11 protein-coding genes are annotated in these 15,252 nt (G+C 43.5%); 5 read left to right on the top strand and 6 right to left on the bottom strand.

Features of this window, described 5'->3' with window-relative positions; genetic code table 11:
• The 3 genes from DN068_RS16905 to DN068_RS16895 all read left to right on the top strand — a co-directional run.
• Positions 1 to 1,812: tol-pal system YbgF family protein (locus DN068_RS16905; protein WP_165836433.1), on the top strand; the 1,812-nt coding region annotated here is incomplete at its 5' end.
• Positions 1,813 to 1,825: 13 nt separating this feature from the next.
• Complete coding sequence (locus tag DN068_RS16900) at positions 1,826 to 3,493, top strand: TonB-dependent receptor (protein ID WP_111000115.1); 1,668 nt, start codon at positions 1,826 to 1,828, stop codon at positions 3,491 to 3,493.
• A gap of 88 nt (positions 3,494 to 3,581) precedes the next feature.
• A complete protein-coding gene (locus DN068_RS16895; RefSeq protein ID WP_111000114.1) occupies positions 3,582 to 4,526 on the top strand; it encodes a hypothetical protein in 945 nt (314 codons plus the stop codon).
• Between the two features lie 107 nt (positions 4,527 to 4,633).
• On the opposite strand, the gene DN068_RS16890 is transcribed toward DN068_RS16895, so the two are convergent.
• The 4 genes from DN068_RS16890 to trpS all read right to left on the bottom strand — a co-directional run bounded on the left by DN068_RS16890 (position 4,634) and on the right by trpS (position 11,282).
• The gene (locus DN068_RS16890) at positions 4,634 to 5,017 is read right to left on the bottom strand and encodes an HU family DNA-binding protein (RefSeq protein ID WP_111000113.1); all 384 of its coding nucleotides are present in this window, start codon (positions 5,015 to 5,017) and stop codon (positions 4,634 to 4,636) included.
• A 1,603-nt stretch (positions 5,018 to 6,620) separates the two neighbouring features.
• Complete coding sequence (locus tag DN068_RS16885) at positions 6,621 to 9,179, bottom strand: DUF5686 and carboxypeptidase regulatory-like domain-containing protein (RefSeq protein WP_111000112.1); 2,559 nt, start codon at positions 9,177 to 9,179, stop codon at positions 6,621 to 6,623.
• A gap of 294 nt (positions 9,180 to 9,473) precedes the next feature.
• Positions 9,474 to 10,112: a deoxynucleoside kinase gene (locus DN068_RS16880; protein ID WP_111000111.1), complete on the bottom strand. Its 639-nt coding sequence runs from the start codon at positions 10,110 to 10,112 to the stop codon at positions 9,474 to 9,476.
• A gap of 153 nt (positions 10,113 to 10,265) precedes the next feature.
• On the bottom strand, positions 10,266 to 11,282 hold the full coding sequence (trpS, locus tag DN068_RS16875) for a tryptophan--tRNA ligase (protein ID WP_111000110.1): 1,017 nt from the start codon (positions 11,280 to 11,282) through the stop codon (positions 10,266 to 10,268).
• Positions 11,283 to 11,466: 184 nt separating this feature from the next.
• Between trpS and DN068_RS16870 the strand changes: the two genes are divergently transcribed.
• Together DN068_RS16870 and DN068_RS16865 are read left to right on the top strand one after the other, a co-directional pair.
• Complete coding sequence (locus DN068_RS16870; protein WP_111000109.1) at positions 11,467 to 12,453, top strand: helix-turn-helix domain-containing protein; 987 nt, start codon at positions 11,467 to 11,469, stop codon at positions 12,451 to 12,453.
• Between the two features lie 109 nt (positions 12,454 to 12,562).
• Positions 12,563 to 13,504 carry a helix-turn-helix domain-containing protein gene (locus DN068_RS16865; protein ID WP_111000108.1) on the top strand — a complete coding sequence of 314 codons (942 nt, stop codon included), beginning with the start codon at positions 12,563 to 12,565 and terminating at the stop codon, positions 13,502 to 13,504.
• 3 nt (positions 13,505 to 13,507) lie between these two features.
• Here DN068_RS16865 and DN068_RS16860 read toward each other — a convergent pair whose 3' ends face one another.
• Positions 13,508 to 14,191 carry a YggS family pyridoxal phosphate-dependent enzyme gene (locus DN068_RS16860; RefSeq protein WP_111000107.1) on the bottom strand — a complete coding sequence of 228 codons (684 nt, stop codon included), beginning with the start codon at positions 14,189 to 14,191 and terminating at the stop codon, positions 13,508 to 13,510.
• A 204-nt stretch (positions 14,192 to 14,395) separates the two neighbouring features.
• Positions 14,396 to 15,211: a 3-methyl-2-oxobutanoate hydroxymethyltransferase gene (gene panB, locus DN068_RS16855; RefSeq protein WP_111000106.1), complete on the bottom strand. Its 816-nt coding sequence runs from the start codon at positions 15,209 to 15,211 to the stop codon at positions 14,396 to 14,398.
• Between the last annotated feature and the right edge of the window lie 41 nt (positions 15,212 to 15,252).

Genomic DNA, 15,252 nt, shown 5'->3' with positions numbered 1-15,252 from the left:
ATACTGCAAAATGTGCCGAACCACGATGCCAACTACCGTCGTGTGTTGCAAAAAGCAGCTTATGGCTATGCAATGCAGCAAATGCAAAATGGTGATTACACCAGTGCCGACCAACTACTGAGCACTTCTACCGAACAGGCAGAAGACCCACAATACCTTGCTGCCGCTAACTTCTGGAAGGGCGATATTGCCTACCGCAATCAACGTTTCCAGGAAGCAATCAATTATTCGCAGGCATATCTGAGCAAACCAGATGCGGCCAATCGCGCAGCCTATATCAGTTCTCCTGCTACACCGCAGCATGCTTATCTCAATATGGGTTATGCAGCGATGAAACTGGAAGATTTTGCGGCAGCGCAAGATTATTTTGCCAAAGCTCAGAAAACCGGCAACAATTATTCATCGGCAATCGCCGGCACCGCTGTGCTTCGCGAAGCCGACGCCGCGTTTATGCGCAAACAATATGGACAAGCCATTGCACTTTATGATAAAGTAATTGCCGCCAACGGAACCGATGTTGATTACGCACGTTTCCAGAAAGCAATCCTTTTAGGTCTGCAGGATAAAGACAACGATAAGATCAATCTGTTGCAATCGCTGATAAACCGCACGCCGGCATCGGCTTATGCCGACGACGCACGTTATGAAATTGCAGTAACGCAGATTGACAATAATAAATATCAGCAGGCCATTACCATGCTGCAGCCACTGATAACGCCACCGGCGAGTCAGAAGTTCGCAGCCAAAGCCTGGATCAAAACTGGCTTCGCGTATCAGCAGCTGGACGCCGACGACAAGGCAATCGACGCTTACCGTCACGTGGTAACGGATTACCCTTCGTCTGAAGAACGAAGTGCCGCGCTGGAAGCATTGAAAAGTCTGTATATCGAAAACAACCAGCCGGCGGCTTATGCGCAGATGCTGCAAGACAACAATCTGCCTGCAGCCGACGCCAATAGCCTCGACTCCACGTTCTACGCAGCTGGTGAAGCTCAGTTTGCTTCAGCCAAGTACGATAAGGCGGTACAGTCTTTTGAACAATACCTGAAAACATATCCGAATGGCGCCTTTGCTGTAAAAGCACATTATTATAAGGCAGAAAGCCATGCGCAGCTGAAAGATTACAAATCGGCGATCAATGAGTACAATGCAGTACTGGCAGCCAGCTGGAGCGAATATTCCGAAAACAGCGCCCGCAGAGCAGCCGCACTGGCATTGCAAACCGGAGATTTCGCCACAGCGCTCCGCGATTTCCAATTGTTCCGTAATACGGCAATGACGCAGGAAAATCTGCAAATTGCCTATAGCGGTATGCTGCAATCAAGCTTTGGATTGAAAGACTATCCGACGGCTGCTTTATATGCCGACACGCTGCAATCCGTGGCAACAGGTAACGAAGCATTGACGACAGAAGCGACTTTCTACAAAGCACAAAGTCTGATGCTGCAAAACAATGTAGACGTGGCTTTACCACTTTACCAGCAGCTTGCTTCCGCTAAAAACAGTGCAGTCGCTGCAGAGTCCCGCTACCATATTGCGGAAATACTGCTCCAGCAAAACAAACTGAAAGATGCTGAAAATGCTGCCGGACAAAACATCCAGCAATCTGCAGGTAACGATTACTGGATCGTGAAATCGTACATTCTGTTGTCGGACATCCTTGTAAAAGAAAAAGACTATTTCAATGCAAAAGCAACGCTGCAAAGCATTGTAAAGAATACAAAGAATGCGGAACTAAAGGCAGAAGCAACCAAAAAACTGGAAGCTTTAAAAGCACTGGAAAAGAAACAAAGCAAACTGTCGGAAGAATAAACATTTGATGAGCATGAAGGCAAAACACATTTCTCTTTATATAGCATTACTGGCTATTTCGGGCAGCGCAGCCGCTCAGAAGGCCGGCAATAAAGACACTACGATCAAAAGCACCACGATCGAGGTGATACAATCGTATAAGCCGGTAGTAAAACAGGCGCCAAAGCCTGAATTTGCACCAGCGCTGCCACCGGCTGATACCAGTCGCCCGGCGTATACCTATACAGTTCCGGCGCAAACGTTGTTTTTTACTTACCATTCGCTGCCGCTCAAACCGCTGGCGCTTGGCAAAGACACAACGCATGATCCGTTTGCCAACTATATTAAATTTGGTCTGGGCAATCTGAAAACGATATATCTCGATGCAGGTATCGGCAGTCTGAAAGGCGAAAATTTCGCAACAGCGATTCATGTGCATCATTTATCGCAATCGGGAAATATCGACAACCAGAACAGTGCACAGACCGGACTGGAAGCTGAGGGAACTTTGTACAAACAGAAAAATAACTGGCACGCCGGCTTTGAAGGTTATCGCAATCAATATAGCTGGTATGGCTATAACCACGACCTGGTTGAATATACCAAATCAGACGTGCAGCAGATTTATTACAAATTCGGTGCTGAGGTAGATATGTACAATAACCAGCCACTTGCCTGGGGACTAAACTACCATCCGGAAGTATCGGCCGGCGTATTCACTGCAAATAATGTAGCCGATGGGCATAAACTTTCTCCGGAAAGAAGCATTAACCTGAATGTGCCGTTCAGCAAAGATTTCGATACCTCATTCCGCATACAGCTGGGACTGGTAGGCAAATTTGCACAGCTAAGCGTTGACGATCATAGTGTCAGCAATAACTATTTCCAGGTTACACCTGCAGCGTTCTACCATAAGAATAACTTCAGCGCAAATCTGGGCCTCTACCCGACTTTTGCAAAAAATATCACTTACCTGCTGCCGGATATCGGACTGCACTACACGCTGCCATCCTCACAAATTGGCTTTGGCGCCGGCTGGTCTGCTTCGTTGATCCAAAACACATTCGAACAACTGGCAACCAAGAATCCATACATCAGCATTACGGATATTTACAATAACAACGGCAACACAATCCGCCAGACAAGAACGGATGAACTGTACGGTAGCGCCCAAACCAATATCGGGCACCATATTACGGTCTCTGCACGCCTCAGCTGGTGGACATACCGCAATCTGCCGATGTTTATGAATAATTACAGCGACGAAAAACAATTTTCCGTACTGTATGAAAACAAGGTAAATGCGATTAGCCTGCAGGCGAATCTCCGCTATCAGATCAGTAACAACTTTGCAGTGGGATTCAGCGGGACCTGGTATAATTTCTACAATTCTACCGGAGCACACGTATGGCAGGAACCGGGCGTACGTCTGAGAGCAGATCTGATGTTCCGCCCTATTCCAAAACTGACCATTACCGCTTATACATATGTACTCGATCATATTTACGCGGTAAATACCAATAATGAATCCACCAAACTGAAAGGTGTATTTGATCTTGGCGGCGGTGCAGAATACCAGATTATCCCCAGATTGTCGGTATTCCTGCAAATCAACAATCTGCTGAATAATGCAAATGAACGCTGGCTCGGTTATACTTCTTATGGATTCAACATATTTGGCGGGATCCGGTTCAAATTTTAATTACCACCACTCTGTTTAAATTTTTAAACGGATGGTTAATCTTTTATTGCGGGCTAATGCTTAATTTAGGCCCAATTTTAAAGTACGCATGGACATTGCAAAATATATAGGACTCTTTCTTTTCAAGAACAACTTCTGCTACATTCACGGACTCGGGAACCTGGAGTTGCGTAAGAAACCTGCAGCATACGACGGCGCCGAGCTTCAGGCACCTAAGTATGAAGTAGTGCTGACGCCCACGGGTTCTATTGACGACAACCTGGCTAATTTCATCGCAACCAACGAACAGATCAGTATTTCTAAAGCCGCTAATACACTGCGTGAATTCAGCATTGAATCTAAAGCTCAGTTGCAGCAGGGGAAAGAAGTGATCATTCCTGCAATCGGGAAATTTGTTTATGTAAATGACCGCATCAATTTCGTTACAGATCCGAATATTCAATACACGCCGCCAGCCCTTCCTGCACTGAAATTTCTGAAACGTGCGGAAGAAGAACCGGTTTTTAAAAACCGTGTGGCCGAACCGTCTGTTGAGCATACATCTTCCGGTACCAGCGTAAACTGGGGCAAGATCATTCTCTGGGTGGTAATCCTCGGCGTACTGGCTGCTGCTGTGATTTTCGGAATCAGCTATATGAATAAATACAACAGCGGTTCTGATGTTGTACCAGTAAAAGATACCGTCGTAGCTGCACCAGTGCAACAGAATGCTCCGGTAATCGATACAGCTGCTAAACCAGTTGACTCTGCCGCTGCACATGCTGCCGCCACTCCGGCTACAACGCCTGCAGCGAATGGCAACATGGATTATAAAGTAATACTGAAAACTTACGAAAACAGAGCTGCTGCAGAAAAACGCGTAAAACAGCTTACGGGCTTCGGTCACAAAAACCTGGACGTGATTGCTAAAGATTCTACACATTATCTGGTAGTAATCTCTGTAAATGGTCCGATGAGCGATACAACGCATATGATTGACTCGCTTCGCCGCAACTTCAATCCAAAAGATCCGGTAAGTATTTACCATCAATAATTCGAAAGGTTTTATAATACAAATGGTCCCCGCAATCATGCTGGGACCATTTTTTATGCAAAAAGATTTCCGTTTCCGGGACCTTCTCTTTTTGATTAACCATTCGCCTACTTTATTCTTTTGTACTCCAGATTGCTTAATTGCTTCACAATCTCCTTACCCGCACGAAAATGAAGCTTATTACCCTTAATAGAAGCAGCAGTTACCTCTTCTCCGGTATTCATACCCTCGCTTTGAAGTGTAAGCGAAAAGCTGCCGAAATCCCCAAGACGTACAATATTCCCTTTTCCGATTTCTTCCGGTATTACATGTAGCAGGTTTTCCAGTACCGCCAATACATCGGCACTACTTACTGTACTCCTTGCCGAAATTTCGGTTGATAACTCACGAAGTGTCGTCTCTCCGGAACTATGAATACTGGCGTACCATTTCTTGGGATCGTTTGGTTTTAGCGGGTTGTGTTTCTGACTCACTGAGAACTTTACTGACATATCAAATTAGATTTATAGGAAAGAGTATATCAAGTTTGAGGCCAGTTTTCGCGTGTTTGTTAATAGTAAGATGGCAGGGCGATCTTTTGATGTAAAAAATCCTGTACAGGAGTTCGCTAAGTTCTGTACAGGAGTTCATCAAATCCTGTACAGAACTTTAATAAATCGTAAGGAGAATTTGACGCTTCGAAAGATACTGCCGCTCGGAATGTGTAAATGTGGTTAATGTGCTTAATGTGTTTGCTCGTAATTTTTTGTTTCCTTTGGGCTGTACTCGTGTTTGTCACCCTGACTAATTATTCGGTGCCCACAATCAAAAGACAATGACACCTTGATTTAGCAATAGTCCTTCAAATCTGGCTTCGAACCATCATGCTCCTACTTTTTTTATGCCAAAAAAAGTAGGCAAAAAAGGGCAGTCTAAGCCAGATCACTCCGTGGCTTAGACGGTCGCTTGATTGAGCTTCATTGCTACTGTGCTGCCAAACTAAACGCCTTGAAATTGAACTCAATTTTAAATGTGTCATTGGCACGAACGAAGTGTCCCCCGCGTCGTGTGCGCCTACCTAATTGCGGGATCCCTCTTTCATCGGGATGACACATTGAAGCACATTTCACATACATTGAGTGCCCCCCTTCGGGTCCTCCCGATGACGACGAAGAGGAAGTGGGGATCTGATTTCGCGCTTAATGCTCCCGGCGAGCAAGCACACGTACAGTTGAGCGAAGTCTCCCGACTTCGTTCCAGCGGACGCGGTCTCCTGACCGCAGCAATCCGGTCGGGAGACCGGTTTCCACTACAACAAAGTCAGAGACTTTGCTGAACGGAGATTGTCAATATATTATTGAAACAGGCCTTTGCAATAGCTACGCAAAACTCAACGTATCAACACGCCTATCACACAAAAAATATTTGTTTTTAAACACAGTTCATCCCGATGACGACGCAGGAGGAAGTAGGGGTATACTCGTGTTTGTCACCCTGACGAAGGAAGGGTCCCGCGTAGTGTATGCCTATATTGTTGCGGGATCCCTCGTTGCCTCGGAATGACAAATAAACGCAAGAAACAGTTTTGTTAATGTGCTTAATGTGTTTGCCCCTGATTTTTTGTTCCATTTTGGGTATACTCGTGTTTGTCACCCTGACGAAGGAAGGGTCTCGCATAGTGTATGCCTATATTATTGCGGGATCCCTCTTTCATCGGGATGACAAATAAACGCAAGAAACAGTGTTGTGAATGTGTAAATGTGGTTAATGTGCTTAATGTGTTTGCCCGTGATTTTTTGTTCCATTTTGGGTATACTCGTGTTTGTCACCCTGACGAAGGAAGGGTCCCGCATAGTGTATGCCTATATTGTTGCGGGATCCCTCTTTCATCGGCATGACAAATAAACGCAAGAACCTGTGTTGGGAATGTGGTTAATGTGGCGAATGTGCTTAATGTGTTTGCCCGTGATTTTTTGTTCCATTTTGGGTATACTCGTGTTTGTCACCCTGACGAAGGAAGGGTCCCGCGTAGTGTATGCCTATATTATTGCGGGATCCCTCTTTCATCGGAATGACATGTCAATTTTCACGTTTGACGTTTGACCTTTGACTTAACTATTGAAATTCTTCCTTGCTCGATGCAATATCTACATTAATACCCTGTCCCATTTTAATACCGAAACGGATACCGTTGTATTGTTTGCCATAGCCATCCCAGGAATGGACATAATCGACACGGAGCACACGGAAGATTTTAAATCCGAGATTGTCGATACCAAGAAACGCTTCCGTATGGTAGAAATTCTGGTTAGCATAAAAAGTATTATTACCCAGCACAAAGTACCAGCGCGCCTGACGGAACAAAGGCAATTTATTCGTCAGCAGACCTTTCAAGTAATATTCAATATGCGCTTCACCGTAGATCTTTTCCGTATTACTGTAACGGTAGTAATTGGCCAATTGGAAGCTTTGCAAATACGGTGACGCCATGATCGTCTGATCACCGTCAATATGCATGAGATCCGGCAGACTTACATATTTATCATTCAGGAAACCGCCCGCAGCAACATTATACGATAAACTACCAAATAGCTTAAGGCGAGCATCACCAGTAATACCGAAGCGCCATTTATCAAAATCAACCTTACTGTTGATCACGTTTGGAATGCCTTTGGTGTAGGTAAATGTAAACACCGGCCAGTCGCTGGCGTGCGCCATTTTGTAATCAGGATATTGTGTATACGTATAACCTGGCTGGTAAGAAACAGACACCGCGGCAAGCACCGCATCATGTTTTTCCCAGGTATAACGCGCCAGATCCGTCGGTGTATTCGGTGAATAGCCATCACCACTTTCGCTGCGCCAGCTGTAAGTAGTCGTATTTTCCAGTGGCAAACGCTGTTGGAATGACAATCCCGCCGCCCACTTCAGACCATTGCCATAGTTTTTATTAAAGAACGCTGTTGCATCCCAACGCTCATAAATCTTCATGTCGTTGTGTTCGTAGAACAAAGTGGAGATGGTATTATACAAAGGCGGCATTGGGTTGTGCGGATTAAACTGGAACACATATTTACCACCGCGAAGGCCAAAATCCCAGCTTTTTCCAATGAGCGATTTACTGTTGTGTACATAAGCAATACGTGCGATCCCGTTGAAATGCGTATTGCTGAAACCATAACGCACGGCTGATTTTATATCAAGTGAATTACCCAAAGAATCGAGACGAACGCGTGCACTGATTTTCGGGGCAATATTCAAACCTTCTACCGTATTAAAATTGACCGCAAACAGCAGCGGCGATACATTCAGCGACCATTTATATGCTTTACCATAATGGCTGTAGCCACTGAAAATCGGATCAAAAATGCCTGTTTTATTACGGACACGGCGCAGCGAATCTATGTACTTCGGATCGGTAACGCGTTTGTGTACACTGTCGGCAAATACATAATTCTTCACCTCATCCTTCTCCAGCGGAATCGGCCGTGCTTCCGTCCAGTAAGAAGTATCCTTTTTGTTTGCCATTTTATCGTAGCTGCTCACCAGTTTTTTCGAAAACATGGTATCAGGAATTGGCTCGTTTACTTTCTGGCGATTATATACGGTGGCGAAATTTCCGGTAAAATCAAAACCCATAAATGTAATGGTCGGATACCAAACCTGACTTTTGATGACCCATACATCCGGCTTCAGCGGCAGGAATAACTGCGAAATACGAATCGTATCCAGGAAATCCATGTTGTTTTTCTTCGTCAATGTCATCTCCAGACTGTGAATCGCCCAATCTTCATCTACTATATAAATAACACCTGTAAATGTCGGTTCATACAAACGGCGCGGCGTTACCTGAATTTTATTGATCACACGACCATCTTCCTTATACTCGCCCAGCAATTTGTATTTATAAAACATCAGCGCGTTGTCCGCGATCGGCGAAACAAATCCACGCGGATTTAATTGTTCTGATAAATCAACATTGTTTTCGTAAAAAGAAATTACTTCAGGAAACTCGGAAACGCCCAAGCCATTGGGGTCGCCACTTTCTCTAACAGAATGGATGACTGTTCTTTTCTTATCGGGCAGCTGCGAATAGTAATCGGCGTCTTCTTCAAAAACAAACAAGACACCTTTACCATTAGAATCAAGCCCCATTCCTTTACCGGCCTGGGTTTTCTCTTCGTCATTGATCTTTATGCCAAAGACAGAATTGGGCATATTACGACTACGAATGGTTCCTTTCAGATAAATGCCTGTCTGAAACGATTTCATTTGCTTGAGGTGAAAACTACGACGGCTGATCGTTTTGCGGATAATACGGTAAGCGGGATCTTCATCGCTGGCTTTTACCACTACTTCTTTAATACGAAGATCCTGATCCGACAGTTCAAAATTATGCTGTATGGTTTCGTTACCTGTAATCGTGACATTAAAAATGGATTGCTTGAACCCAATCACCTGGCTAACCACTTTATATTTCCCCGGATCAAGTGGCAGTTCGTATTCCCCATGCGCATTAGCAGTAGTACCGATGGTGGTACCTTGTATATATACAGTTACAAATGGAAGTGGCGATCCTTTGCTGTCTGTCACCTTACCTTTCAGCACACCGGCAGTGGCGAAAAAAGGGAAAAGCAGCAGAAAAAGAATGAGGTAAAGGTGGTGGCTACGCATACAGGTATTGTTTAATTGGGGATACTTTCCAATATAAACAAGATGTATCGTAGGAGGAAGAAAAATGTTACAAAAAAAACTTAAGATTTTTTATTGCTGAAAGCTCAAAGCCTAAAGCTTAAGGCTTGTCCCGTTTGTCCCGACATTCAATGGTCAAACATTAAAATGGTCAGACGGCTTCAAGTTGTCTGACCATTTTAAAATCTTCATTTTTATGCAGACCCTCCCGCACGAAGCATGAGGGTTCAGCATTAAACACGGGAAGCTTTGAGCTTTATGCCTTCAGCTTTAAGTCTAAAAAAGTCCGTGAATCTGAGCATCAATACGGCGCACGACTTCCGCAAAATCCTCTTCGTTATCAGCAAAGTTTACATTGTCGACCTCAATGATCAGCAGCGGACCGTCGGTATATTGCTCAATCCATTTATTATAAAACTCGTTCAGCCTTTTCAGATAATCAAGACGGATATTTTCTTCATAATCGCGGCCGCGTCTTTGTATCTGATCTACCAGTTTGGGAATGGAAGCTTTCAGATAGATCAGCAGATCCGGCGGACTAGTCAGTTTTTTCAGTGTCTGGAAGAAAGAAGTATAGTTTTCAAAATCACGCTTTGTCATCAGGCCCATTTCATAAAGATTGGGCGCAAAGATGTAAGCATCTTCGTAAATAGTACGGTCCTGTATTACCGTTTCCTTGCCATCACGTATATCAATAAGCTGCTTCAGACGACTGTTTAAAAAGTAGACCTGCAAGTTGAACGACCAACGGTACATGTCTTCATAAAAATCCACGAGGTACGGGTTGTGCTCCACGTCTTCAAAATGTGGCGTCCATTTAAAATGACGCGCCAGCATTGTTGTCAAAGTAGTTTTACCCGCGCCAATATTTCCTGCTATCGCAATGTGTTGTGGTGTTTTCTTTTTGTCAGCCATTCTTTTTGTCGTTTGTTGCTTATTTGCAGATCTGTCGAGTTGTAAAAATGTAAAGTTGTAAAGATGTAAAGTTGTGCAATTGCTGCATTGATGCGACAAAATGGACAGACAACTTTGTAAAGAACAGCTTTACATCTTTACAAAAACAAAAAACTAGTAGTAATTAATACCGATGAGCTTTCGCGCTTCTGCGATGGTTTTGGCAGCACTTTCGCGCGCTTTTTCCGCACCTGCTTTTAATATTTTACGAAGTCGGTCTTCATCGCGTTGCAATTCTGCAGCATTTTCGCGAATAGGTCTTATAAATGCAACCATATCTTCCGCCAGCTGCTTTTTAAAATCACCATAACGAATTACCACATTTCCTTCTGAAGAATTATTATAATCGTCTTCAAATTTCTGAACCGTGTCTGGAGCACTTACCAGGCGCATCAGCGTAAACAGATTTTCGATATAGTCTGGCTTTTCGCTGTTCGGCGCCGCCGGACCGGCATCTGTCTTTGCTTTTTTCAGTTTTTTAATGATGGTATCATCGTCATCGCTGAGATAAATAGTGCTGTTGACGTTTTCACTTTTACTCATTTTGCCGTTACCATCCAGACTCAGGATTTTAACACTGCTTTCATCAAAACGGAAAACATGTGGTTCCGGAAACAATTCGGCGCCATAACGCTGATTAAAACGATTCGCAAAATTCCGGGCCATTTCCAGATGCTGTTCCTGGTCTTTACCTACCGGCACCTTGGTCGCACGATGAATCAGAATGTCGGAAGCCATCAGCACCGGATAAGTCAGTAAACCAGCATTTACATTGCGTGGATTCAAACGCACCTTGTCCTTAAACGTAGGCACTTTTTCCAGCTCGCCCTGGTAGGCAAGCATATTCATTAAAAGGTACAATTCCGGAATCTCAGGAATATCACTCTGCGCATACAACGCCACTTTTTCAGGATCGAGACCGCTCGCAATATTTTCAGCCGCTACACGAAACACATTGCCTTTCAGATCTTTAGGATCAGGATGTGTGGTAAGGGAATGATAATCAGCTACAAAAAAATAACAGTTATACGCTTCCTGCATCTTCACGTAATTGTGAATCGCCCCAAAGTAGTTGCCCAAATGGAGAAAACCCGTTGAACGTATGCCGCTTACAACAATTTCTTTACTCATAAGTAGACAAAGATAGCAGTAAAATCAAAAGCTAAAATGATGAATGCCTGCCTGATAAAAACGTTTTCTCAATGATAATAAAAAATGTCGTTTTGGGCTAAAAGAATGTCCGTTTGTGTCAGTCGTTCAAAAGGAACTGTGGGACTTTTGTATTGTAATAATAACCAAACATACAAAAGCGTTTATGGACATAAATAGCAAAGAATCGAACCCGATTCACTTACTATACGCTGCAAACAAAAACTGGCTGAAACAACTGGCCAACACTATTCAAGATATTACAAAACACCCTCTGCCGATACCAGAACACGCATTAGCGCTTCCTACAGAAATCGGAACTGGAAAAATATGGCACTGGAACAGTTCGGGTGATATCGCGCTTACTTATTGGGATTGCAAATTCAACTCGAACGTACAGGTTCAGCAGGATGAACTGGAAGATTGGTACTCGATTTGCTGTTTCTTTAGCTACGAACATGTACCGGCCCGCGAAGACCGCAGCTTCACTGTTTTTTTTGATGCGGGACAAACAGCAACGGAGCATTTCATGCAAAGCAGACCTATGATTAAAGTCATGCACATTCTGATCAGAAAGAGTTACTTCGTCTCGCACATAGCACGCCGTCTTCCGGAAAACCAACAGCAATTTTCAGGGAAAATGCTGATCAATAAAGATCTTCTGGTGGCACTCACCCAGTTTGTAGAGACTGTCGATAAAAACCAGGACAATAAATTATTCATCGAAGGAAAGACATTTCATTTTTTGTCCTTATTTCTCGACTTGTATATTCAGAAGAAAAGTTCCAAAAAGCGCTACCTGACAGACATAGAGCAATTGATGACCTTGAATGGCAGTATGGAACAAAAATGTTTCGAAGATCTGATGACCGTTTCAGAAATGGCGGATACACTGCATATGAGTGTCACTAAATTCAAGCAACTTTTTACAGAAGTTTATGACACAACTTATCTCCAATACCATATTCATCAGCGTTTACTTGCGGCACAAGAGATGCTTCGTCAGCCGAAGGTCCGCATGGGCGAGGTAGCACTCAAAACCGGCTACTCAGGAATCAGTCATTTCGCAAAAGCATATAAGAAACATTTTGGTCACAGTCCGGTCGAGTATCATAAAGAATACCTTAAACTAGTAGAAAACAACCCGGCATAAAAAATATAAATACCGCATATGTTAACAGGACTTTAATGACAATCTCACAGGCTTGGATTGGCATAAGATTTGGACTGGTTATGAAGACTTTAACCAATAATAACAAATTATGCCTACCAATAAAAGAACCATCAATATGCCTTTTATATCCGGCGAAAATCCGCTCCCGGATAATTGTATAGATGGAAACAACCTGCAGTATATTCATATAGAAGAAAGCCTCTCACTGGTTTACTGGAATTTCAGTCTGAATGAAAGCACTTTTTTCAAAATGCCGGACTGCAACGAGCAGGATTTTTATTCATTATTTGTCGATCTCAGCGATGCTCCCGGCATTCACCATACCAATAATACTTCCAGTGAAATAGGACTACAATCTGTTGCAGGCGTGCACTGTAAAAGGCCCGGACAAGCTGCCGGCTATACAGGCCGCGCAAACAGCGAAGTTCGAGGTATACAAATACTGATAGGTGCTGAATATTTCAGGAAAATCCTGCTGGAAAATACAAACCAGGAGATTGCAGGATATATCTTAAATCACTACTCCGGTTATTTGCCTGTCAGCAAAGATCTACACCATAAATTAAAGGGCTTTCAGATTCCACTGCAAGCTGACGAACTAACGGCTCAATACTATCTGAAAGGGAAAATCTACATGATTCTTTCGATATTGATTACCCAGATGGTTGCAGCGGAATATAAAATGGTATGCGATACGGAAACCGAAAATCTGGTTCAGTTTAATGAGGCATTGACACAACAAACCTGTCAGGATATTCCTTCTATTGCAGCGGCGGCACGGCAGCTCAACGTCAGCACATCAAAATTTAAAGAGTTACAGAAGAAAATGTATCTGCTTTCATTTGCAAAATACCACCGGGAACAACGCCTTGGCCGGGCAAAAAAACTGCTGCAGGATTCGCAAAAGCGAATAAAAGATATTGCCTACCTAACGGGATTTCAAAGCGGTGGCTATTTCTCGCGTTCGTTCCGGCAATGTTTCGGCATGCTGCCCAGCGATTACCAGAAAATATACGCAGCGCTCGCCTAACGACTATTGATTGTAATTACGTGCGCCAAAAAGCATACTACCGATGCGCACCATTGTGGAACCTGCTTCTATTGCGATTTTATAATCACTGCTCATGCCCATTGAACAAATCTTAAAATAGTTTTTACCCAGAAAAGAAGATTGTTTCAGATTGAGAAACACATTGTATAACCGGTCAAATTCGGCACGGATCTGCGTTTCATTATCTGTATTTGAAGCCATACCCATCAGTCCGCAAATGCGAATATGCTGCAGGTCGGCTTTCTGTGCGTCGTAATAATCCAGCAATTCGATGATTTCTTTTTCATCGAGCCCAAATTTTGTTTCTTCGTCTGCAATGAAAAGTTGCAACAGAACGTCAATCGTTCTGTTATTTTTTGCTGCCTGCTTATTAATCTCCAGCAATAGCTTAAAGCTGTCTACCGCATGAATCATGTGCACAAACGGCGCAATATATTTTACTTTATTGCTTTGCAGATGACCGATGTAATGCCAGCGAATATCAGCAGGCAATTGTGATTCTTTCTCCGAAAGTTCCTGCACATAGTTCTCGCCGAAGTCACGCTGTCCTAAATCATACAATTCCTGAATATCCGCTACCGGCTTGGTTTTAGATACCGCTACCAATGTCACATGCTGTTCCTTAAAAGATGCTGTAAGTGATTTCCAAACGTTGCTATTGACCATCGGATATTTGAGATTGAAAATTGAAGGTTCGAGATTGAACCGTTGCCTTCCAAAACAAGAGCGTTCCTTTATTTATTTGAGATTGAAGATTTGTGATTTAGACACGAAATGACTCAGTATTTTGTACAAATTGCTTTGTGCCCGCAATGACGCGTATAACAATAAGAGTCAATCTTAAATCACAAATCTCCAATCATAAATATCTTAGTATTGTTCTTTTTCGTTCGGGAAATCTTTTGATTTCACGTCTTTAATATATGTCTGCGTAGCGGTTTTGATGTCGTCATACAGGCTGAGATAACGACGCAGAAAACGAGGCGAAAAATCTTTGGTAATACCGAGCATATCATGCATCACCAATACCTGTCCGTCCACATGCATACCTGCACCAATACCGATTACCGGGATGCGCAGTTCTTCAGCGACGCGTTTGCCGAGTGACGCCGGAATTTTTTCCAGCACCAGAGAAAAACAACCAGCTTCCTGCAGCGCCAATGCATTGCGCACCAGTTGCTCTGCTTCTTCCTCTTCTTTAGCACGAACTGCGTAAGTACCGAATTTGTAAATAGACTGCGGTGTAAGTCCAAGGTGACCCATTACCGGAACACCAGCGCTTACAATACGTTTGATAGACTCTACTACTTCTTCCCCACCTTCCAGTTTGATCGCGTGAGCACCTGCTTCTTTCATAATACGGATAGAAGAATTCAGTGCTTCTTTGCTATTTCCCTGGTAGCTACCGAAGGGCAAATCCACAATCACAAGACTGCGGTTTACTGCACGAACTACACTTTGTGCATGATAAATCATCTGATCGAGCGTAATCGGCAATGTGGTTTCATGACCGGCCATTACGTTAGAAGCAGAATCGCCGACAAGCAGCACATCTATTCCCGCGTCATCAAAAATGCGGGCCATTGAGAAATCATATGCAGTGAGCATCGAGATCTTTTCGCCCTTCATTTTCATGCTTTGCAGCGTGTGTGTCGTTATCTTTTTTATTTCGCTGTGTACAGACATTGTTTATTAGTTTGATAATTTGACAATTTGGCAATGCGATA

Source organism: Taibaiella soli (assembly GCF_003236175.1).
Taxonomy (GTDB): domain Bacteria; phylum Bacteroidota; class Bacteroidia; order Chitinophagales; family Chitinophagaceae; genus QKTW01.
This window is presented reverse-complemented; position numbering and strand designations above follow the sequence as displayed.

Coding starts and splice junctions, on each gene's coding strand:
- DN068_RS16890 (WP_111000113.1), bottom strand. CDS start 5,017: ATGTCAGTAAAGTTCTCAGTGAGTCAGAAACACAACCCGCTAAAACCA.
- trpS (WP_111000110.1), bottom strand. CDS start 11,282: ATGAGTAAAGAAATTGTTGTAAGCGGCATACGTTCAACGGGTTTTCTC.
- DN068_RS16870 (WP_111000109.1), top strand. CDS start 11,467: ATGGACATAAATAGCAAAGAATCGAACCCGATTCACTTACTATACGCT.
- DN068_RS16885 (WP_111000112.1), bottom strand. CDS start 9,179: ATGCGTAGCCACCACCTTTACCTCATTCTTTTTCTGCTGCTTTTCCCT.
- DN068_RS16865 (WP_111000108.1), top strand. CDS start 12,563: ATGCCTACCAATAAAAGAACCATCAATATGCCTTTTATATCCGGCGAA.
- DN068_RS16895 (WP_111000114.1), top strand. CDS start 3,582: ATGGACATTGCAAAATATATAGGACTCTTTCTTTTCAAGAACAACTTC.
- DN068_RS16900 (WP_111000115.1), top strand. CDS start 1,826: ATGAAGGCAAAACACATTTCTCTTTATATAGCATTACTGGCTATTTCG.
- DN068_RS16880 (WP_111000111.1), bottom strand. CDS start 10,112: ATGGCTGACAAAAAGAAAACACCACAACACATTGCGATAGCAGGAAAT.
- panB (WP_111000106.1), bottom strand. CDS start 15,211: ATGTCTGTACACAGCGAAATAAAAAAGATAACGACACACACGCTGCAA.
- DN068_RS16860 (WP_111000107.1), bottom strand. CDS start 14,191: ATGGTCAATAGCAACGTTTGGAAATCACTTACAGCATCTTTTAAGGAA.